The organism is Candidatus Sphingomonas phytovorans (genome assembly GCA_029202385.1).
Lineage (GTDB): Bacteria > Pseudomonadota > Alphaproteobacteria > Sphingomonadales > Sphingomonadaceae > Sphingomonas > Sphingomonas phytovorans.
The window spans coordinates 4,743,179-4,763,045 of sequence record CP119314.1 but is presented as its reverse complement, the minus strand read 5'-3'; the positions used below and the strand labels follow the sequence as shown (position 1 = coordinate 4,763,045).

Below are 19,867 nucleotides of genomic sequence, written 5' to 3'. Positions count from 1 at the left end.
GTCGACGCCGATGGCACCGCGACGCTCCACACCCTCGACGGCGGCCATGCGTGGCTGGTCGAGCCGCAGGGCGCGCCCGGCGCGACGGCGGGCAGGCCGCTCGACTGGGCAGCGGTGAAGGTGACCGGTATCGGCACCGATGGCGCACTCGATCTCAGGACGCTCAAGGTGACCAGGCCGGCGTTCGGCGGCATCGCGAGCGTCAAGGCCGGACGACTCACCGGCGCGCCCTTCCCCCCGAACGCTGCCTGGTCGCTCGTGATCCACGGCGGCGCGGGCGTTGTCTCGCGCGGCGATCTGACACCCGAGCAGGACAAGGCGTATCGCCAGGGACTGTCCGAAGCGCTCGCCGCCGGATCGGCGGTGCTGCGTCGGGGCGGATCGAGCGTCGAGGCGGTCGAAGCAGCGCTTCGACCGCTCGAGGACAATCCGCTGTTCAATGCCGGTCGCGGCGCCGTGTTCGATGCCGAAGGCAAGAACCAGCTTGATGCCGCCATCATGGACGGCGCGACGCTCAAGGCCGGTGCCGTGGCTGGCGTCAGCGCGACGAAGAATCCAGTCACGCTTGCCCGCGCGGTGATGGAGCGCTCGCGCCATGTGCTGCTGACCGGGCCGGGCGCCGACCAGTTCGCGCGCGAACAGGGCGTCGAACAGGTCGATCCAGGCTGGTTCCGCACCGAGAAGCGCTGGCAGGAATATCTCGCCTGGAAACGCGACGAGCATGCCGCGCTCGACCCCACCCATCGCTTCGGCACCGTCGGCGCGGTCGCGCTCGACATGCGCGGGCATGTCGCGGCGGCGACCTCGACCGGCGGACTGACCGGCAAGCGCTGGGGCCGGATCGGCGATTCACCGATCATCGGTGCTGGCACCTATGCCGCCGACCGGACCTGCGCCGTATCGGCGACCGGCACCGGCGAATATTTCATCCGCGAAAGCGCCGCGCGCCAGGTCTGCGACCGTATCGCGTGGAAGGGCCAGACCGTGCGGGACGCCGCCAATGACACGATTGAGGCGATCGGCGATATCGGCGGCGATGGCGGGCTGATCGCGATCGACGGCAAGGGCCATGCGGCGTTCGCGATGAACACCGAGGGCATGTATCGCGGGCTCGCCACCAGCACCGCGCCGGCCCGCACCGCCATCTATGCCGACGAGCCGATCCCGTGAGCGACCGGCTGGGCCAGGACAGCTTCGACCTTCAATTGCTGGCGATGCTGCGCGAGGATTCGCGCCGCCCCGTATCCGATCTCGCCACCGCGCTCGGCGTGTCGCGCGCGGGCGTCTATGCCGGGATCGAACGGCTTGAGCGCACCGGGACGATCACCGGCTACACGGTGCGGCTCGGCACGGATTACGACCTGCGGATGATCCGCGCGCATGTGATGATCAAGGTCTTCCCCAAGGTCACCCACCAGACCCAGGAAGAGCTCGCCGCGATACCCGAGGTCACCAGCCTGTTCGCGATCAGCGGCCAGCATGATCTCATCGCGATCGTCGAGGCGCCGCATGTCAACCGGCTCAACGACCTGATCGATGCGATCGGCATGCTCGAAGGCGTCGAGAAGACGACCTCGTCGATCATCCTCGCGACCAGGTTGCAACGCTGAGCGCCGGCAGGCTCAGCCTTTGGGGCCGGCGCTCAGGGCGTCGCGGGAGCGGCTGGCTGCGCCACCGACCACAAGACTTCCTCGCCCGGTTTCAGGCCCGAGAGGATCTCGGCACCGGTCGGAGAAACGAGGCCAAGCCGGACAGTCCTCGGGACTGGCTTGCCAGTCTTACCATCGCGGACCGTGACGGTCGCCGCCGGCGCGGCACCCTGCACCGCTTCGGGAGGAACGACGATCGCGCTCGGATTGCTGTAGGCGATCACGATCACCATTGCCGTCATCCCGATCTTTACCCGCGCGGCCTGTTCAGGGGTCAGCGGGTCGAGGCGGGCAGTCGCGGTGAAGCTTGCCTTGCCGGTACCGCCCGCTGAATCCTTGCTTGCCTCCCCGGCGACGCTCGCGATCTGCCCGGCAAGGGAGATCTCGCCGAAACCTGGTCCCGTCACCGTCACCGGCATGCCGACCTTGATCCGGTTGATGTCGCCTTCGTCCAGGCGGAAGGACACGCCGAGCCCCCCCGCCCGCGCGATCGTTCCGATCAGCTGTCCCTTGGTGACGCGGGATCCGACATGAAGCGCCTCGCTGCCCGCCCCATTGCCTTGCCCGGGCGGCGGCCGGACCACGATCCCGTCGTCCGGCGCGTGCAGCACGGCCCCGTCGAACTGCGCGGTCAACTTGGCGAGACGGAGCTGCGCATTGGTCAGGTCGAGCTCAACCAGCCGCCGGTTCGGCCCCTGGCCCCGCCGCAGCGTGGTTCCCAGATCCTCCCGCGCCGCCTCCAGCGACGCCTTTTGCGACCGCTGCTGCTGGACCATGCCGTCATATTCGGATCGCGAGACAAGGCCGCGATCAAGCAACGTCTTGGTTTCCCGCAGCTTGTTCTCGGTATCGTCGAGCTGGAACATCGCTGTCTCGGCCGCACGCCGGGCGCGGGAAACTTCAGGGCCGCTCGTCCAGGACGCCATGTCGCCCGAGGTCTGAGCCGCCTTCAGATAGGCGCTTTCCGCCTCGTTGCGGCTTTGCTCGAGCTCGGAAAGATCGAGTTCGACCAGCGTCTGGCCCCGATTGACCAGATCGCCATAAGCGAAATTGATCGATTTGATCGTGCCGTCGAACGGCGCGGTAATGTCGATTCCATTGCCCGGGCCGATCGTCCCCGTCACGTTGAGCGTCGACGCGAAGGGCGTGCGTTTCACCACCTGGCTCTTTTCGACGAGTGCCGCCGGCCCCGGCGCGCTGCCCGAACCCCGCGCCCACCACCAGAGCGCCAGCACGCCGCACGCTATCGCCAGCGCTACGGCGATCCGGCCGCGGCGCGTCTGCGGTACGATCCGCCTCAGTCGTTGAGATCGATCTTCCATGTATCGAGCGTACTTCCGATTTGCTGATCAAGAGAGGTCAATTGATTGAGATAATTGATCTTGGCCGACAATTCCTGCGCATCGGCGGCACGCAGGTCGGCCTCGAACGAGAGCACCTCGAAATTGGAGGCCCGGCCGAAGTTGAGCTTCTCCCGCTGGATATCCAGTGCGCGCGCCGCCAGGTTCCTGGCGCGCCGCGCGGCCTCGAGCTGGAGCCAGCTCGCCTCGACGCTCTGCACCGCATCGCGGATCTGCGATTCGGCTGCCTGGCTGGTGTCCTGATACGTGATTTCGGCCTGTCGCAGCGCGACTGTCGCGTTGATCTCCCCCTGGCGCGGGGCATAGTCACCGCCGATCGGAATATTGAGCGTCAGCCCGACTCGTTTGTCGGTATCGCCGTCCAGCGGCGATCGCAGCGCGTCGCTGCCCCGGAAACGCGATACGCTGCCGGTGGCCGACAAATCCCAGAGCCGGTTATTCTTTGCCTCGCGGAGCGATATCCGGCCCTGCTCCACCGCCAGCTCCGACGACAGCAGGTCCATCCGCGCTGACCGGCCGAGCTCGAGCGCCTTGTCGAGGTCGATCGCGACACGGCCTGTATCGATACTGTCACCCGCGACGATATTCGTGCTCAGGTCGAGCGCCAGAAGTTGAAGCAAAGCGAGCTGCGCCGACGTCCGCGTCTGCCCGGCCTGCAGAACGGCCACCTCCTGGTTCGCCACCCCGGATTCGGTCTGAACGATATCAGCCGCGGCCATGCGCCCGGCCGCGATCAGCGCACGGTTGGTTTCGAGCAGGTCCCGGGTGCGCTTCAGTGCCAGCTCGGCCAGGCGAACCTGCTCCTGCGCCTGGACCAGCCCGCGATAGGCGAACACGATGCTGCTCACCGCGTTCGAGACGGTGTTCTTCAAGCCGAGCTGATTGATCCGCTCCTGCAGGCGAGCCCGCCTGATCGGCGCGAGGTTGATGTCAGGGCCGGCGCCGCGCAGCAAGGGCTGGCTCACCGAGAAGGTGCTGACCTCGCTGGCGAAATGCTGTCCGTCCTGGAAGCGGTCGTTCCGCGCCCAGGAAAAGCCGGCATTCGCCCCGGTCGGGAGGAGCACTCCCACTTGCGGCGTGACGTTCGACTGGGTGCTCGACACGCCGCCGCTCCATGCCCGAAAGACATCGGCGGCGACGTTGATGCGGGGCCTGAACCGGGTGCCGGCGACGAACAGGTCGAATTTCTGCGCGATACGCGACAAATAGGCTGACTTGATCGTGCGATTGTCGCGCAGGCCGAGCGCCACCGCCTCTGTCAGACTGATCGCGACAGCGGCTCCCTTCGGCACCGGGCGCGATGGCGGTGGGGGAACCGGTGAGGCATAGGGTGACGACAGGGGTTCGACGGTTTGCGCGCCGGCCGGCATGGAACTACCCAGGGACAGGACAATGCCGGTCGCAATGGCGAGGATGAGGAGGCGATTGACATGATGAAGACCGGCATGATGGCCGTCGCGGTCCCGATGCTGCTCGCCGGATGCGCCACACCGGCGGAGCTCAAGCGACCGCTCGCCCAGCCGACGCTGGCACAGCCAGTCCCCCTGCCGGAGCTCAAACCCTATCAGGCGCCTATTCCGCACGCAGCGCCTCGATCGGATCGAGGCGGGACGCAGTGATGGCGGGGTAGATGCCGAAGGCCATGCCGACCAGGCCGGCCACCCCGGTACCCAGCGGCAGCACATAGAGCGCGACCGCGAAGCCCCAGCCCATCGCCCTGGCCATGAACCAGGACGCGCCGACGCCAAGCGCGACGCCCGCCAATCCGCCCACCAGGGCAAGCGCCGCCGCCTCGACCAGGAACATGAGTTGCAGGTCGCGCGGCGTCGCGCCGATCGCCGCGCGCAGGCCGATCTCGCGTCGGCGCTCCATCACGCTCATCAGCATCACATTCATCACGCCGATCCCGCCGACGAGCAGCGAGACGCCGCCGATCGCCGCGAGCAGGCGGGTATAGACACCCATCTGCGCCTTCATCGCCTTCACCAGCCCGCGCGCGTCGATCACCGTCAGTGTCGATGAAGCATTGGCAAGACGCGCCTTCACCCGCTCGCCCACGGCAGCCGAATCGACGTCGGGCTTGAGCCGGATCAATGCCGTATTGGGATCGCCGCCCGGCATGATGCGGCGGCTGCAGGCGAAGGGCACGAACACCGAATCATTATAGTCGGTCGGATTCATCGATTCGTTCGGCACCGGTGCCAGAATGCCGATTACCGTATAGCCATAATCGCCGATCGCGATCTTCGCGCCTGGCAGAAGCCTGGCCCCCGGCGCCGATAACTTCGTCGCCGCCCCGTCGCCGACCATCGCCACCAGCCCGCAATCATCGGCCTCGCCGATCGTGCGCCCGCTACGCAGCGGCAGTCCGGCGAGTGTCGCGAAGGCGGGTGAGATCGCTATGGTCGCCACGTCCGCCGCCACACCTGCGGCCGTGACCTGACCGCGGCTGATCGACAGGGGCACGGCGGTCAGGATGTCCGGCTCGTCGGCCGGAAGAGTATCGACCAGGTGGCGGTCGAAACCCGCCGCACCGGCGCCGGTCTGGGCGGCGCGGATCTGCAGCATATCGATTCCCATGCTCTTGAAGCTTTTGAGCGCCTCGAGTTGCGCCATATTCCCAATGCTCAGCATGGCGATGATCGATGCGGTGCCGACGGTGATGCCGAGCAAGGCAAGGATCGAGCGGATGCCCTGGCTGTACAGATTGGCGAAGGCCTCGGCGAAGAGCTCGCCCGGCGGTGCACCCGATGACATGGCGCCCGTCGTCGTCATGCCGGCATCGGGATGGCCGCTGCCGGCGACAGCCTGTCGGAGACGATCCGGCCATCGAGAAACTCGATCTGGCGATCGCATTGAGCGGCCAGGTCGCGATCATGAGTCACCATCAGGATCGTGACGTTGAGGCTGCGGTTCAGATGCCGCAACAATTCCATCACCTCGATCGCCGTCACGCTGTCGAGGCTTCCGGTCGGCTCGTCGGCAAGGATCAGGCTCGGCTTCCCGATCAATGCGCGGGCCAGCGCAACGCGCTGGCGCTGACCGCCGGAAAGCTCGGTAGGGCGATGATGGCTGCGGTCGGCTAACCCGACCCGGTCGAGCATGGCCAGCGCCGCCACCCTGCGCCGCTCGCGCGGGATGCCGCGATAGAGCAAGGGCAGTGCGACATTCTGCCAGGCGGACAAGCGGGGTAATAGCTGGAAGGACTGAAAGACGAAGCCCAGCATCGCATTACGGAGCCGGGCTGCCTGCTGTGCTGACGAGTAGTCGACGACGACATCGTCGAGGATGACTCGGCCGGTATCGGGCTTGTCGAGCAGGCCCACGATATTGAGCAAGGTACTCTTGCCCGATCCTGAAGGACCGACAAGTGCGCAAAAAGTGCCACGCGTAATCGAGAACGACACGTCCTTCAGCACCGGGACCGGTTGTGTCGGCGGCCCATAGGCTTTTCCGACATTGGTCAATTGCAACATCTATCCCGACATCCAGCGAGGGATCAAAGGAAAAAACCTATCTGAAAATCAAGGGATTTCCAGATAGGCACGTACGCAATTTATGATGATTGCCCAATCTACGATATGTACAATCCCGAAGGCCCCGTGAGCGTACCCACAATAGTGCAGGGAGCCGCCGCTCCAACACCCGGCAAGGATGTATTGATGGTCATTTGCTTGGTGACATTGTTCCAGACACCGCTGAGCGTGCCACCGCACGAGCCGGTCAGGGGCGTGTTGATCACGAATCCGCTCAGCGAGAGCTGGGATGTCGCTGGATTAAAAGTGACACCATGAGGTGCGCCCGTGACCGTCAAACTCGCGCAAAGAAGCCCTCCCGGTCGGAATGGCGGCGTTCCGGTTGTCGCGGTTGCCGAGCTTGAGGGCGTCGACGGCACATTAAACGTTATGCTCAAGGTGCAGCTCTGTGCAAAGCTTTGATTGAAGACAACATTGCCCGTGAGCATATATGTCCCGACGGGTGTGAAAGTTTGCGCACTCGCTGACTGCGTTGCCAAGATGGCCATGCAGACCCAGAAGCCAATAGATTTAACCATCATCACCTCATGAAGACAATCGCGAATCACCAGTGGAGGAGATGCCGACGTTAAAAAAATGCCTGGGCGCGGAAAGCGCCCAGGCAGGTCAGATTGAATATTCTATTGTGACACCGCCAATCAGGGGTTGATGCTGAGGACCGGACCCGAAACCTGATTGAGGGTGCCGACGATCGTGCAGGGATCCGAGGAGCCACCGCCGGGCAGGGACGTATTCACCGAAATGAACCTCGGGGAAGCGCTATTGCCACCCCACGTCGCGCTGATCGACCCGCTGCAGCCACCCGGGGTGATCGTGTTCACCACAACGTTACTGAGGGTCACGGTATAGACGGGCGGCGTGCCCGAAGAGGTGACCGTGACTGGATAGGGCGTACCGCTGAACGTCACGGTAGGGCACAGGATATTGGAGGGGGTCGACAATACTGGAGTCGCCGTCGCGGTGGTCGCACTGGTAATGTTGACGGTGAGCTTGAGCGTGCAGTTAAGGGTCAAGCCCTTTTTCACGACCACTGAGCCCTGGAATACAACGATGCCCGACGTCGGCGAGTAGGTAGCCGCGCTAGCGGGTGCTGCGGTGCCAGCGAGGGCCAATGCGGTTGCGCAGATTGCAGAAACGAATTTCATTTCAACTCTCCTGTTTTCGAATTGCGATTCGCACTCATCCGATGTGGTGCCCATAGACAATCATCAATTTTTACATTGATGTCAATGTTTACTTAGAAGTAATGCCACAACTATGGATGTTGTATTACTTTAGCCAACATTGTCATACCCCAGTAGTATTGAACCACCGGCTCAGCAGTACGCTATTTGAATAATTTTTACTTAATTATTCTGTAGAATTTTCGCTATAATTCTGAAATTCCGCCATTGCTATTACATCTATTCCAAATCCTTAGAACTTCTTACTTACACTGAAACCGAATATCCGCGGATCCAGCGTAAATACGTTACTGGACAATCCCGTATCATCACTATTAGTGAAGAAGTCGGAGATAGGCGTGTTGTTGAACACGTTCTTTACATAAAATTGAAAGGACAGATCTGACTCAGGCCGCGAAAGGGTGACCGCGAGATTGGTATTGTCCCAGGGCTTCAGCCGATCATAGGCGGTATTGTAGACCCGCCCCCAGCTCGCCGACTGGCGATAATAGTCGCCACGGAAGGTGAGGTCCCATTTGTCGATGAAGAAGGTGTATTGCGCACCGAGATTCACCGTCAACCGTGGCGCATTGGGCAGTTCCTTGCCCTCCAGATCGGCATAGAAGCCGCGGCCGCCATTGGGGGCGTCGGTCAGGGGATTATAGGTGAACCCGAGGAACTGGTCGAAATGCAGGTTCGTCGCGACGTCGGGATTGAAGCTCCCGAACGTGCTTGAACCGTTGCACAGCGCCGCAAGCATGAAGAGGTCGAGGCCACTGCCGACAAAAGGCGAATTGAGGATGGCCTCGACATGCTTGCGCGGCGCGATGCAGTTCGACGGCACCTGGATCCAGGGACGAAGCACGACCCAGTCCGAATTGCCCTGGGTGCGGTTCATCACGTCGATCGAGCGCGCGCCTTTTTTGAGCCGCGTCCTGAGATAGCCCAGATTGGCATCGATCCGAAAAGCGCGCGTTGGGCGCCATGCCCCCTCAAGCTCCAGGCCCCAGCTCTCCGCATTGAAGTTCTCGTTAAGCGAGATGCGGTCGACGATCTGGGAAACCTGATAGTCCTTGTAGTCATAATAAAAGGCGGTGGCGTTGAGGCTCAGCTTGCCACCCGCGAAACTATTTTTGGTACCGATCTCGAACGCGTTGACATATTCCGGCTTGAAGGTTGTCGGAAGCGGCTGATATTGAACCACTCGCGGATTGAGATCAGCCCGCGGGGGATTGGCACCGCCGCCCTTGTAGCCATGCGAGGCCGATGCATAGATCAGCGTGTCGTCGGTGAAGGACAAATCAGGCTTCCAGTCGACCACAAGGCGCCCGGTGAACCTGCCCCATTTCTGGTTGATATCGGGAAGCGCCGGATAACCGCTATTGACGAAACCGCCGCTGTTGCCGAGGTCACCGCCGCCGCCGAGCAACAACTGACTTGGGACCGGCGTCGCCGTTTTCCTGTCATTCGTGTAACGGAGCCCGGCAGTGATCTTCACATTATTGGCGACGTTCCAGTACGTTTCTCCGAACAATGCCCAGGATTCTGTCTTAACGATATTACGACTGAGAAAATAATTGTGACCGAGATCGTTCAGCGAGCCGATCGGATTCGGATCCACGTAGATACATTCCCTGGTCGTCGTATTCGGAGGACAAGGAACGTGCGCGCCATTCGCCGGATCATTGCTGTTATTGTAGAAATTTTCCGCGCTATACGTAAAAAGATTGTTGAATACGTAATAGTCATCCTGAGACTTGAAATTAAGATAGTTTCCACCAAAACTGAAATTTAAAGGCCCGTCAAAAGAAGATTGCAGACGAAGCTCCTGCGTCCACTGATCATTACGGGAACGACTCAAATCCACTGATAATATTCGATTGGATGCGCCCAATTGAGGATCAACATAGATGCCGCCGGGCGATGCCCCCGGCCCCGAGAGAGGATTGCCGAAGAAATCAAGCAATCCTTGCGTGTCGGGGAATATCGGCTTGGAAACGAAACGATTATAATCCTGCGATGAATAATAACGATCGCGGGCATAGGCGGTTTGCGAGATGAGTTTCAGGGAATCACTGACCTTGAATTCCAGGTTGAGCTGGAAAACGTCGTTCTTCGCGTGAAAGACGGGGTCGTAGCTGGTCGCGATCTCGCGCAGATTACGCGACTGCACGACATTCGCATAAGGGTCGCCCGGTAGAATACCGGGTACTACCGAAAAGGTCTGCGGATCGAGCCCCGCGGCAATCAGATAGGTTGGAAGAACGACATAGCCGAGGCTGCTGCCATTGGGTGCGCCGAACGACCGGTCGTCATAGAGCGATACAGGCAGACACCCCTGGCTCAGCCGCGAGCGGAGCGCTTCAGGCACCACGGTATCGCCGACCTTCTCCGGCCCGGGATCGCGGGCGCAGAGCTGCTTGCCGGTGCGTGAGCGATGGTCGTCTTCCTGGAAATGCTGCCAGATGATGTTGGCTTTGAACCGGTCGCTCGGTTCCCATTGCACCGTGGCACGGGTCGACCAGAGATCGCGGTCGTTGACGTTCTTCTTCGTGAAGGTGTTGTAGTCGAAGCCGTCCCGCTTCGTCATCGAGCCTGCGACGCGGACGGCGAGCGTATCGCTGAGCGGCACGTTGAGCATCCCGTTCAGCCGCCTCGTATTATAGCTGCCGACCTCTGCCTTCGCTTCGCCGCCCAGCGTGTAGGTCGGCAGCGCCGGGATGATATTGACCACGCCGCCGGTCGCATTGCGGCCGTAGAGCGTGCCCTGCGGCCCGCGCAGCACCTCGACACGCTGCAGATCGAAAAATTCCGATTCGAACAGTCGGTTGCGGATCAACGGCGTGTTGTTGAAGCTTACCGCGACCGCCGGATCGCTCGACGCGGAGATCGCCTTCGTCCCGATCCCGCGGATCGAGAAATTGTACATGCTGAAATTGCCCTTGGAGAAATTGACGTTGGGCACCGCACGCAACAACTCGGATCCGCTTTCGATCTTGTGGTCGTCGAGTGACTGTTTGGAGAAGGCGGAAATCGCGATCGGCACGTCCTTCAGCGATTCTTCCCGCTTCTGCGCCGTCACGATGATGTCGCTGGTATCGTCCTGGCCGGCCGCGGAAACCCCTATCGCGGCATCGCCCGTCGCCGTTCGGCTCTGCCCCGGTTGCGCTGGCTGCGCCGCCGGCCGCACGATCAGAACCCCCGACCGCCCCGTCTGCACCGTCAGGCCTGAATTGGCGAGCAGATGCGCCAGCGCCTCGTCCTTGGTGAAGCTGCCCACGAGCGCCGGGCTCTTCTTGCCGTTCACCGCGGCCGCATCGAAGATAATCTGTTGCCGCGATGTTTCGCCGAACGCCTTCAGCGCATTGCCCAGGCCCTGCGCCGGAATGTTGAACCGATATACCGGGCTTCGCGCCAGGGCCGCCGATGGCTGCGCAAGCACAGCGACGATCGCCGTCGCCGAGAAAAGATAGGCGCGCAAGGAATCCCGCATTTCGTAACACCTCCCCTTTTTTGTCGCCGTCCATTCTGACGGTCGATCAGGGGAGTAATACGCACGCCTATGCTTTTCACTCACTTGGCCGTGGCAGTTTTTTTGCCCCGCGTTGTTTTCAGCTTGCCTTGTAGCTCAGGACGATCCGTCCGGGCTCTCGGGTCGCCTGTACCGGATGCAGGGCGCAAACACCCTCGACAAAGGCCTCGGCATCGGCGCCGAGGAAGACGCCGCTGACGCTATAGGACGCGATCCTCGGATCGGAGATGACCAGCTTTTCACGGGCGTCGCGATTCATCCGGTCGACGGCCAGCGAGAGCGGTTCGGCGTCGAAGGTGAGCTGGCCGTTTTCCCAGGACAGCGACCGCGAGACATCGGTCGGCGCGATTTGCGTCGCCACGCCGCTGGTCGATGCGATCAGTTCGCTGCCCGGGACGAGCCCTGGCCTTCCCGGCGCGGGCAGGATGCTGTGCCGCGTTCCATCCGCCGCCTGGGCCATCACCTCGACCCGGCCTTCGTACAGCACGACCCGCATCTGCTGGGCCAGCAGTTCGACGCTGAATGACGTGCCCGTCGCCAAGGTCAGCCGGTTGCGCGCCAGCACGCTGAGGGGGCGCAGCGCATCGTGCGCGACGTCGAATTTGGCCCGGCCCGAGACCAGTTCGAGACGCCGGCTGTTGCGGTCCATCCGCACGGTCACCTCAGTCGCGGCGTCGAGCGTGACGCGTGTGCCGTCTTCCAGCACGACGACCCGGCGCTCGCCCGTTCCCGTCGAATAGGATGCCATGGGATCATGCAGCAGATAGACCATGGTCGTCAGCACCACCGCCACGCAGGCCGCGGCGATCTTCATCCAGCCAGCCGAAATCCAGCGGGGGCTGCGCGCCCAGCGGCGCTCATTGGCCCGGCGCAGCGCCTCCACCGCTTCCGCGCGATAGCGGATCATTTCGGGCATGTCGGCGACGTCATCCATGCCGTGCCAGACCGCCACCGCCTCCTCGAACGCAACGACATGCGCCTCGTCCGACGCGATCCATGCGTCGAACCGGCCACGTTCGTCGGCGTCGAGGCGCCCCTCGCTGAGGCGAAGGCACCACAATGCCGCCTGCTCGTCGACCTGGAGGCAATCCTGCTGTGCCGGAGACGTCATTTTGAAACTTCCCGGGCGCGCGCCATCAGGTGGATCGTGGCGCGGGCCACATGTTTTTCGACAGCGCTCGGCGAAATGCCGAAGCTTTCCGCGATCACGCGCTTGTCGATGCTTTCGATTCGATAGAGGACGAAGATCGTCCGTGTCCGTTCGGGCAGGTCGCGGAGCGACCGCATGATTTGCGCGACGAGACTGCGACCCGCGGCGATCTTCTCCGGATCGAGCCAGTCGATACCCTGCCCGTAGAGCAGGCACACCGTATCATATTGCTCGGTGCGGACACGCGACCGTCTTGAGCGGTCCCGAAGCAGATTGGCCGCAATCTTGAAGATATAGCCGGCATGAAGGCCGGCCTCGGCGCTCCCGCCGCCGAACACCCGCGCGAAGGTTTCCTGAGTCAGGTCTTCCGCCTCGGCGTGGTTGTGCACGCGCTTGAGGAAGAAGGACATCAGCGCCGGCCGCCAGTGGCGGACATGGCCGGCAATGTCAGGTTGCTGATCGGTCGACAGCGCGCGTTCCTCGGAATCCGGGGTCATCGACCAGGTAATACGCACCACGTCCAGAACAGCACAGTATTTAACTGCCGTTTCGGAGGAAGCCGGAAAAAGGGGTTTCGGCCGACTACATCCGCAAGGGCGCTCCTGGGGTGACGCAGACTGGATTGATCCTTCCGCGTGTGTCGTCTCAACGAGTATTTTCGCGGGCTCTGCGCCTCCGCGCTCTGGCGTCGGAGTATTTTGGGAGCCATGCCGGGCCGTTCCGGACGCCCCTATGCGCGCCGGCTCACGACGATCGCCAAGACCACGGATGCCAGCACGGCAACGACCGTTTCCGAGATGGAATGACTGTTCCATTCCCAGACTTCGAGCCCGACATAGCCGGGCATGTTCGCCCGGCGGCCATTACCGAACTGCTCGATCCATTGATATTCGCGCTGGGTGATTTCGCGCATGATGCACACGGCAGCGCCGGCGAAGCACCCGATCCAGACCGACGCCCTGGTCGGCGCGCGGAACAGACGGCCGATTCCCCAGCACGCAAGCTGGATGCCTATCGAGATCGGGACATGTGCGAGCATGCCTAGTCAACACTCATCGCGGTGAAGGGTTGCACCTATGCGCTTGTATCGGCGGCGGCGTCCTTCACCACCGCATCGATGGCGACGAGCCGTTCAAGCAACGTCTCCAGCTGGTCAAGCGGCCAGCTATTCGGCCCGTCCGACAGCGCCCGATCGGGATCCGGATGCGTTTCCATGAAAAGCCCGGATATGTCCGCCGCGACGGCCGCGCGGGCAAGCACCGGCACGAACTCGCGCTGGCCGCCCGAACGATCGCCCTGCCCGCCCGGCAACTGCACTGAATGAGTCGCGTCGAACACGACCGGGCACCCTGTCTCGCGCATGATCGCAAGACTGCGCATGTCCGAGACGAGATTGTTGTAGCCGAAGCTCGCACCCCGTTCGCACACCAGAAAATTGTCGGCCGGAACACCGGCGGCCTCGGCTGCGGCTCGGGCCTTGGCGACGACATGGACCATGTCACCCGGCGCGAGGAACTGCGCCTTCTTGATGTTGACCGGCTTGCCCGATGCCGCCACCGCCGCGATGAAATCGGTCTGCCGCGCCAGGAAGGCAGGCGTCTGCAGCACATCGACGACCTCAGCGACCATCTTCACCTGCCCCTCGGAATGAACGTCGGTCAGGACCGGGAGACCAGTCTCCTGCCGCACCTTCTCCAGGATACGCAGCCCCTCTTCGATGCCGGGGCCGCGAAAGGATGTACCCGAGCTACGATTGGCCTTGTCGAAGGAACTCTTGTAGATCAGCAGGACGCCAAGCCGGTCTGCGATCGCGCGAAGCCGTGTCGCGGTATCGAGCGCAAAGGCTTCACTTTCGATAACGCATGGTCCTGCGATGAAAAAAATCTGCCGATTCGGACCAATCTCTTTCCCGCACAGACGCATGTTTCATCCCTTTTGACTTGCCACGCAGGGCGCCCGTCTCTCTAGAGCAACAGGCGGTCGCGTCATGAGGCCCTGCGCTGCGGAAGCGCTGGAAGTCAACGCGATAGCGAATTAGACACTGGCCAGCTTAGTTTGCTGATATGCGTTCCCGGGGGAAGTCAATGCAGACGAATTTCACGCAGGCGACTACCGCCGGCGGATTGGACGAGTCCGGCTTGCTCTCTGCTCTCCGCACCACGCGAATCGAGATCGACGCACTCCAGGCTTTTGCCGAAGCGCTGCGCACGCCACCGCTGCGTCAGAGCTTCATCGCCGCGGTCGCGGCGATCAGCGCTCATTCGGGCCGCCTGATCGTCACCGGCATGGGGAAAAGCGGACTGGTAGGCCGCAAGATCGCCGCGACGATGACCTCGACCGGCACGCCCTCGCTGTTCCTGCATCCAAGCGAGGCGAGCCATGGCGACCTCGGCATGATCGGCCTCGAGGATATCGTGCTCGCGCTGAGCTGGTCGGGCGAGACGACTGAACTCGGCGACATCATCGCCTATTGCCGGCGCTTCGGGGTGAAGCTGATCGTCGCGACCGCGCGCGCCGACAGCGCCGCCGGGCGAGCGGCCGATATCTGCCTCGTCCTGCCCCCGGTTCGCGAGGCATGTCCCAACGAACTGGCACCGACATCGTCCACCACGGTGCAGGCAGTGCTGGGCGACGCGCTCGCGGTGGCGCTCATCGAGCGGCGCGGCTTCACCCGTTCGGACTTCCTGACCTTTCATCCCGGCGGCCGGCTCGGCGCGCAACTGACCACGGTCAGACAGTTGATGGCGCGCGGCGAGGATGTGCCGATGGTGCGGACCGGTGCCACCCTGCTTGATGCGACGATCGAGATGAGCCGCAAGCGCTATGGCTGCACTGCGGTGGTCGACGATGAGGATCACCTCGTCGGCGCCTTCACTGATGGCGATCTGCGGCGCAGCTTCGCCAGCAAGCATCTCGGCGACGACATCCGGGATCACATGACCGCGACGCCGATCTCGCTGGGCCCGGATACGCTCACCTCTGACGCGTTGCGGATTCTCAACGACAATTCCGTATCGGTACTCTTCGTCTGCGAGGAAGGGCGCCTGGTCGGGGTGATCCACCTCCACGACATCCTGCGGGCGGGCGTTGCCTGAGGGCGCACCACCCGACCTGATCGTGATCCCGGCCCGCTTCGCGTCCCAGCGCCTCCCGGGCAAGCCACTGATTCCGATCGCGGGACGAACGCTGCTGGCACGAGTCGTGGCGATCGCGCGCGAAGGTGCCAGGCGGGTCGGGAATGCGGATGTGGTCGTGGCGACCGATGATGCGCGCATCCTGGACCATGCGCGGGACCTTGGCTGCGAGGCTGTCCTCACCGACGCGGCGATCAGTTCCGGCTCGGGCCGCGCCTGGGCAGTCGCGCGCGACCGGGAGGCCAGGCCGCCGATCATCGTCAATCTGCAGGGCGACGCGCCCTTCGCACAGCCGGCGATGATCGCGGCACTGATTGCGGCACTTCGCAACTCGACGACCTGCGGGGTGGCGACGCCCGTCGTCCCGCTGTCGTGGGAAGCGCTGGAGGCACTGCGACACCACAAGCATGCCTCGCCGTTCAGCGGCACGACCTGTGTCCGGCGCGCCGATGACCGAGCACTGTGGTTTTCGAAGGCGGTAATCCCGGCGATCCGCGGCGAGGCGCAATTGCGGCAGGCCAGTCCCCTTTCGCCGGTATTCCGGCATATCGGCCTGTACGCCTATCGCTTCGATGCGCTCGGTCGCTTCGAAGCGACCGCACCAACGCCATACGAATGCCTCGAAGGGCTCGAGCAGTTGCGCTTTCTCGAATCGGGAGAGGACATATTGACGGTAGAGGTCGCCGCGCTCCCCCATGCCATGTCGGGCATCGACACAAGGGAGGACGTGGCGATGGCGGAACGCCTCATCGCCGAGCATGGTGAACCGCATCTGTCATGGGCCTGATCGTCACGATCGTCCGGCATGGCAACACTTTCGACGTCGGCGAGGCGGCGCGCAGGATCGGCGCGCGCACCGATCTGCCGCTGGTCGCGAGCGGCCTCGAACAGGCCCGCGCACTCGGCACGGCGTTCGCCGAGCAGTGCCTGGCCTTCGACCAGGCACTGGCCGCGCCGTTGCGCCGCACGCAAAAAACGATCGAGCATATTCTCGCCTGCCAGCAGCAGGCGCCCCCTGTCACGTCAGCCGACTGGCTGACGGAAATCGATCACGGTCCGGACGAAGGCCAGGTGGAAAGCTGCGTGGTCGCCAGAATCGGGCATGATGCGCTCGCCGCATGGGATGTCGAAGCGCGGGCACCCAATGGGTGGATCGTTGATGCGGATCGCCGGATCGAAGGCTGGCGGGCCCTGTGGGAGACGGCGCACGGGCACGTGCTGATCGTCACCAGCAATGGTGCGGCGCGTTTTGCGCTGCTCTCCGACGAAGCGCTGCGGCAGCAAGCCTCGGCTCTGCCCTCACTCAAGCTGCGTACCGGCGCCTATGGCAAAATCGCGCGCGAACAGGGCGGACTACGCCTGATCGAGTGGGACCGACGACCATGAGCCATGGCTTGCATCAGGAGGGGCATTGCGGGAAAGCCGCGCGATGAACCGCGCCCGCTCCTGCCGCCGACGAGACGGGCCAGCAACCAGTGGCGACGAGAGCGTCGTTCGCGTGCCCTTGTGCCAGCCAGCGTGACCGAGATGAGCACGCCGCTGCTGCGCGCGCCGCCCTTTCCGGGCATAGATGCGTCGGTAACGCGGCCGGGCGCTGGCACCGACCTCACATCCGACGCGATCGACCGCATTTTTTCCGCGATCCGCGAAGCGCGGGTCGGCGGGTGCTTCTGGGCGACGCCGGACACGGGCGTTGGTGCGACGGTGATCCTCCGCGGACGAACGGCCGACGAGATCGAACAGGCGCTGTCGGTGCTGACGGAGAAGGAGTTGAATGCCGGCACGCCGCTCATCCATGACGGCGCGACCACATCCCGGCAGGTCGATCCCTGGTCAGTGCTGGACGCTGCCCTGACGCTGGTCGCTCATGGCGATGACGAGTGGGTCGCGCTTGCCGTGATCGCCGGCACACGGGTACATTTTCTGTCAGGCGGCCGTTTCGGTGCGCCTGGCGACGATGTCGCCCGACTGCGGCAGATCGTCGCCGAAGACCTGATGCGGGTCAGCTACCGCGACCCCTTTACCGGGCAGGACGTTCATATCGAGGAGACGATCGCGCTCCTCGCGGACTGGCGCCGGACGCTCCGGGCCAACCACCAGATCGTCGCCGGGTGCGGCTTCAGCTGGTGGAAGCGGCGGGAGATAGCGCGGTTCCTGTGGACACCAGAGCACCCTCTGCACTTCTTCCAGTCCGCGCGGCGGGCGCTTGCCCATGCCGAACGGCATGGCGGCGCGGTCGCGATCTGGCCGTCGCGCGTGCCTGACGGCATGGCAGCCTCAGCGGCAGCGAGGAATGTGTCGCTGGTCCGTGTCGAGGATGGGTTCGTTCGGTCGGTCGGGCTCGGCAGCAACCTCGTACCGCCCTCGTCGGTTGCGGTCGACCGGCGCGGCATCCATTATGATCCTGCCCGGCCGAGCGATCTCGAATTGCTCCTCGCTGAAGCTGACTTCCCGCCAGCGCTCCTTGCGCGCGCCGCGCGGTTGCGCGAGACGATCATAGACGCCGGAATCAGCAAATATGGCAGCGGCATCACCCATGCCTTCCCGCCTCGCCAGGCCGGACGCCGCCTCGTGCTGGTGCCGGGACAGGTCGAGGACGACATGTCGGTGCGCCTCGGCGGGGGTGGGCTGTCCAGCAATCTCGAACTCCTGCGCCGCGCGCGCGCATTGGAACCGGATGCGGAAATCTGGTTCCGCCCCCATCCCGACGTCAATGCCGGCCATCGCAAGGGCGCGGTGCGCGAGGCCGACGCCGTCGAATATGCCGACCGGATCGTCAACGGCGGCGGGATGGCGTCCCTGCTCGACCAGGTCGACGCAGTGCACGTGCTCACCTCGCTCACCGGCTTCGAGGCGCTGCTGCGCGGGCGCGAAGTGACCTGCCATGGCATGCCTTTCTACGCCGGCTGGGGCCTTACCCGCGATCTCGCGCCGGTGCCCGACCGGCGCGGACGACGGCTGACGATCGAGGCGCTGATCGCCGCGGTGCTGATCGTCTATCCGCGCTATCTCGATCCCGTGACAGGCCTGCCCTGCCCGCCCGAACTGCTGATCCGGCGCATGGGAGAAGGTGCCGCCCACAACCGGCTTGGGTGGGTCACCCGCCTGCGCCAGGCGCAGGGCCGGCTGCTGAGGCGTCGGACCTGATGGCGAAGGAGGTCATCCTCGACCTGTCGCGCCTGGTATCGCGCGCGCGGCATCATACGCCCTCCGGTGTCGACCGGGTCGAGATGGCCTATGCGCGCGGCCTGCACGCACGCCTCGGCGACCGGCTCCGCTTTGCTGCGGTGCATCCCGTCGGCGTCTATGGCAGGCTTTCCGCCGACAGGGCGTTGCGGTTCCTCGACACGCTTGAGCAACGCTGGGAGAGCGAGGAAGGCAATGTCGAGCAGCGTTCCCTGATCGCGGTGCTGCCGTCATTGCTCAGGCTTCTGCCGGAACGCCCCCACGCGTCTCCCGGAAGCGTCTATGTCCAGGCGTCGCCGCATCATCTCACCCGGCCAGCGCTGGTCCGGCGAATCCTCGCACGCGAGCAGGCACGCTTCCTCTGCCTGGTTCACGACCTGATTCCGATCGAATATCCCGAATATGCGCGTCCCAATGGCGCGAGGCTGCACCAGCGGCGGATCGAGACGATCGCGGCGCTCGCCGATAGCGTCATCGTCAATTCCGGCGCGACGGGCGAATCGCTGCGGCCGTGGCTTGAGCGGGCCGGGCGCAGCGTCAAGATGCGCGTCGCGCTGCTCGGCACGCATGATACTCCCGCGCCAGCGACGCCGATAGCAGTGCCGGGCGAGCCTTATTTCATTTGCGTCGGCACGATCGAGCCTCGCAAGAACCATCTGCTGCTGCTTAATCTGTGGCGTGCCATGGCCGACACGCTGCCTCACGACGCCATTCCGCGCCTGATCATCGTCGGGCGGCGCGGCTGGGAGAACGAGCAGGTGATCGACATGCTTGAACGTTGCGCGGCATTGCGCGGCCATGTCGAGGAACTGAACGGCTGTTCCGACCAGCGCCTGCAAGCACTGCTACGCAGCGCACGCGCGCTGCTGCTGCCGTCGTTCGCGGAAGGTTATGGCATGCCGGTCGCCGAATCGCTGTCGATGGGAACGCCGGTTATCTGCAGCGACCTTCCCGCGTTGCGCGAGGCGGGCGGAGAGGTTCCCGACTTCCTCGATCCGCTCGACGGCCCCGCCTGGAGAGCCCACATCCTCGACCATTTCCGCGCCGGGCCTGCCCATGCGGCGCAGAAGCAGCGCCTGGTGCAGTGGCGACCGCCCTCCTGGGACGATCACATCGCCACGGTCTGCGAGGCGATCAGCGATCTTCAGCAGTGACC

The 19,867-nt window shown here is 63.9% G+C and carries 17 protein-coding genes; 7 read left to right on the top strand and 10 right to left on the bottom strand.

Annotated elements, in window-relative coordinates; all coding sequences use genetic code 11:
• The first annotated feature begins 258 nt into the window (after positions 1-258).
• Together P0Y59_21925 and P0Y59_21920 are read left to right on the top strand one after the other, a co-directional pair.
• Positions 259-1,170, top strand: a complete 912-nt coding sequence (locus P0Y59_21925) for an isoaspartyl peptidase/L-asparaginase (GenBank protein ID WEK02654.1) — start codon at positions 259-261, stop codon at positions 1,168-1,170.
• Positions 1,167-1,610, top strand: coding sequence for an Lrp/AsnC family transcriptional regulator (locus P0Y59_21920; GenBank protein WEJ99534.1), 444 nt, complete (start codon positions 1,167-1,169; stop codon positions 1,608-1,610). The genes P0Y59_21925 and P0Y59_21920 overlap by 4 nt, the downstream gene beginning before the upstream one ends.
• A gap of 32 nt (positions 1,611-1,642) precedes the next feature.
• Here the strand turns inward: P0Y59_21920 and P0Y59_21915 are convergent, their stop codons facing one another.
• From P0Y59_21915 to kdsA, 10 genes are all read right to left on the bottom strand, one after another.
• Positions 1,643-2,971: an HlyD family efflux transporter periplasmic adaptor subunit gene (locus P0Y59_21915; GenBank protein ID WEJ99533.1), complete on the bottom strand. Its 1,329-nt coding sequence runs from the start codon at positions 2,969-2,971 to the stop codon at positions 1,643-1,645.
• Positions 2,947-4,302 carry a TolC family protein gene (locus P0Y59_21910; GenBank protein ID WEJ99532.1) on the bottom strand — a complete coding sequence of 452 codons (1,356 nt, stop codon included), beginning with the start codon at positions 4,300-4,302 and terminating at the stop codon, positions 2,947-2,949. The genes P0Y59_21915 and P0Y59_21910 overlap by 25 nt, the downstream gene beginning before the upstream one ends.
• A gap of 280 nt (positions 4,303-4,582) precedes the next feature.
• Positions 4,583-5,785: an ABC transporter permease gene (locus P0Y59_21905; GenBank protein WEJ99531.1), complete on the bottom strand. Its 1,203-nt coding sequence runs from the start codon at positions 5,783-5,785 to the stop codon at positions 4,583-4,585.
• Positions 5,782-6,486: an ABC transporter ATP-binding protein gene (locus P0Y59_21900; GenBank protein WEJ99530.1), complete on the bottom strand. Its 705-nt coding sequence runs from the start codon at positions 6,484-6,486 to the stop codon at positions 5,782-5,784. Before P0Y59_21900 ends, P0Y59_21905 begins: the two co-directional genes overlap by 4 nt.
• A 698-nt stretch (positions 6,487-7,184) precedes the next feature.
• Positions 7,185-7,691, bottom strand: coding sequence for a hypothetical protein (locus tag P0Y59_21895; protein ID WEJ99529.1), 507 nt, complete (start codon positions 7,689-7,691; stop codon positions 7,185-7,187).
• Positions 7,692-7,962: 271 nt separating this feature from the next.
• Positions 7,963-11,202 (bottom strand): TonB-dependent receptor, encoded by a 3,240-nt coding sequence (locus tag P0Y59_21890; GenBank protein ID WEJ99528.1) that lies wholly within the window; start codon positions 11,200-11,202, stop codon positions 7,963-7,965.
• Between the two features lie 118 nt (positions 11,203-11,320).
• Positions 11,321-12,352 (bottom strand): FecR domain-containing protein, encoded by a 1,032-nt coding sequence (locus P0Y59_21885; GenBank protein ID WEJ99527.1) that lies wholly within the window; start codon positions 12,350-12,352, stop codon positions 11,321-11,323.
• Entirely contained in the window at positions 12,349-12,888 is a 540-nt protein-coding gene (locus tag P0Y59_21880) for a sigma-70 family RNA polymerase sigma factor (protein ID WEJ99526.1), read from the bottom strand. Before P0Y59_21880 ends, P0Y59_21885 begins: the two co-directional genes overlap by 4 nt.
• 233 nt (positions 12,889-13,121) lie before the next feature.
• Positions 13,122-13,430 carry a hypothetical protein gene (locus P0Y59_21875; protein WEJ99525.1) on the bottom strand — a complete coding sequence of 103 codons (309 nt, stop codon included), beginning with the start codon at positions 13,428-13,430 and terminating at the stop codon, positions 13,122-13,124.
• Positions 13,431-13,465: 35 nt separating this feature from the next.
• Positions 13,466-14,314, bottom strand: coding sequence for a 3-deoxy-8-phosphooctulonate synthase (gene kdsA, locus P0Y59_21870; GenBank protein ID WEJ99524.1), 849 nt, complete (start codon positions 14,312-14,314; stop codon positions 13,466-13,468).
• Between the two features lie 161 nt (positions 14,315-14,475).
• On the opposite strand from kdsA, the gene P0Y59_21865 reads away from it, so the two are divergent.
• The 5 genes from P0Y59_21865 (at position 14,476) to P0Y59_21845 (ending at position 19,865) form a co-directional block, all read left to right on the top strand.
• Positions 14,476-15,486, top strand: coding sequence for a KpsF/GutQ family sugar-phosphate isomerase (locus P0Y59_21865; GenBank protein ID WEJ99523.1), 1,011 nt, complete (start codon positions 14,476-14,478; stop codon positions 15,484-15,486).
• Positions 15,479-16,312: a 3-deoxy-manno-octulosonate cytidylyltransferase gene (kdsB, locus tag P0Y59_21860; GenBank protein WEJ99522.1), complete on the top strand. Its 834-nt coding sequence runs from the start codon at positions 15,479-15,481 to the stop codon at positions 16,310-16,312. The genes P0Y59_21865 and kdsB overlap by 8 nt, the downstream gene beginning before the upstream one ends.
• Positions 16,303-16,911 (top strand): histidine phosphatase family protein, encoded by a 609-nt coding sequence (locus P0Y59_21855; GenBank protein ID WEJ99521.1) that lies wholly within the window; start codon positions 16,303-16,305, stop codon positions 16,909-16,911. The genes kdsB and P0Y59_21855 overlap by 10 nt, the downstream gene beginning before the upstream one ends.
• Before the next feature lie 141 nt (positions 16,912-17,052).
• A complete protein-coding gene (locus P0Y59_21850) occupies positions 17,053-18,672 on the top strand; it encodes a beta-3-deoxy-D-manno-oct-2-ulosonic acid transferase (GenBank protein WEJ99520.1) in 1,620 nt (539 codons plus the stop codon).
• Positions 18,672-19,865, top strand: a complete 1,194-nt coding sequence (locus P0Y59_21845; protein ID WEJ99519.1) for a glycosyltransferase family 1 protein — start codon at positions 18,672-18,674, stop codon at positions 19,863-19,865. The genes P0Y59_21850 and P0Y59_21845 overlap by 1 nt, the downstream gene beginning before the upstream one ends.
• The last annotated feature ends 2 nt before the right edge of the window (positions 19,866-19,867 follow it).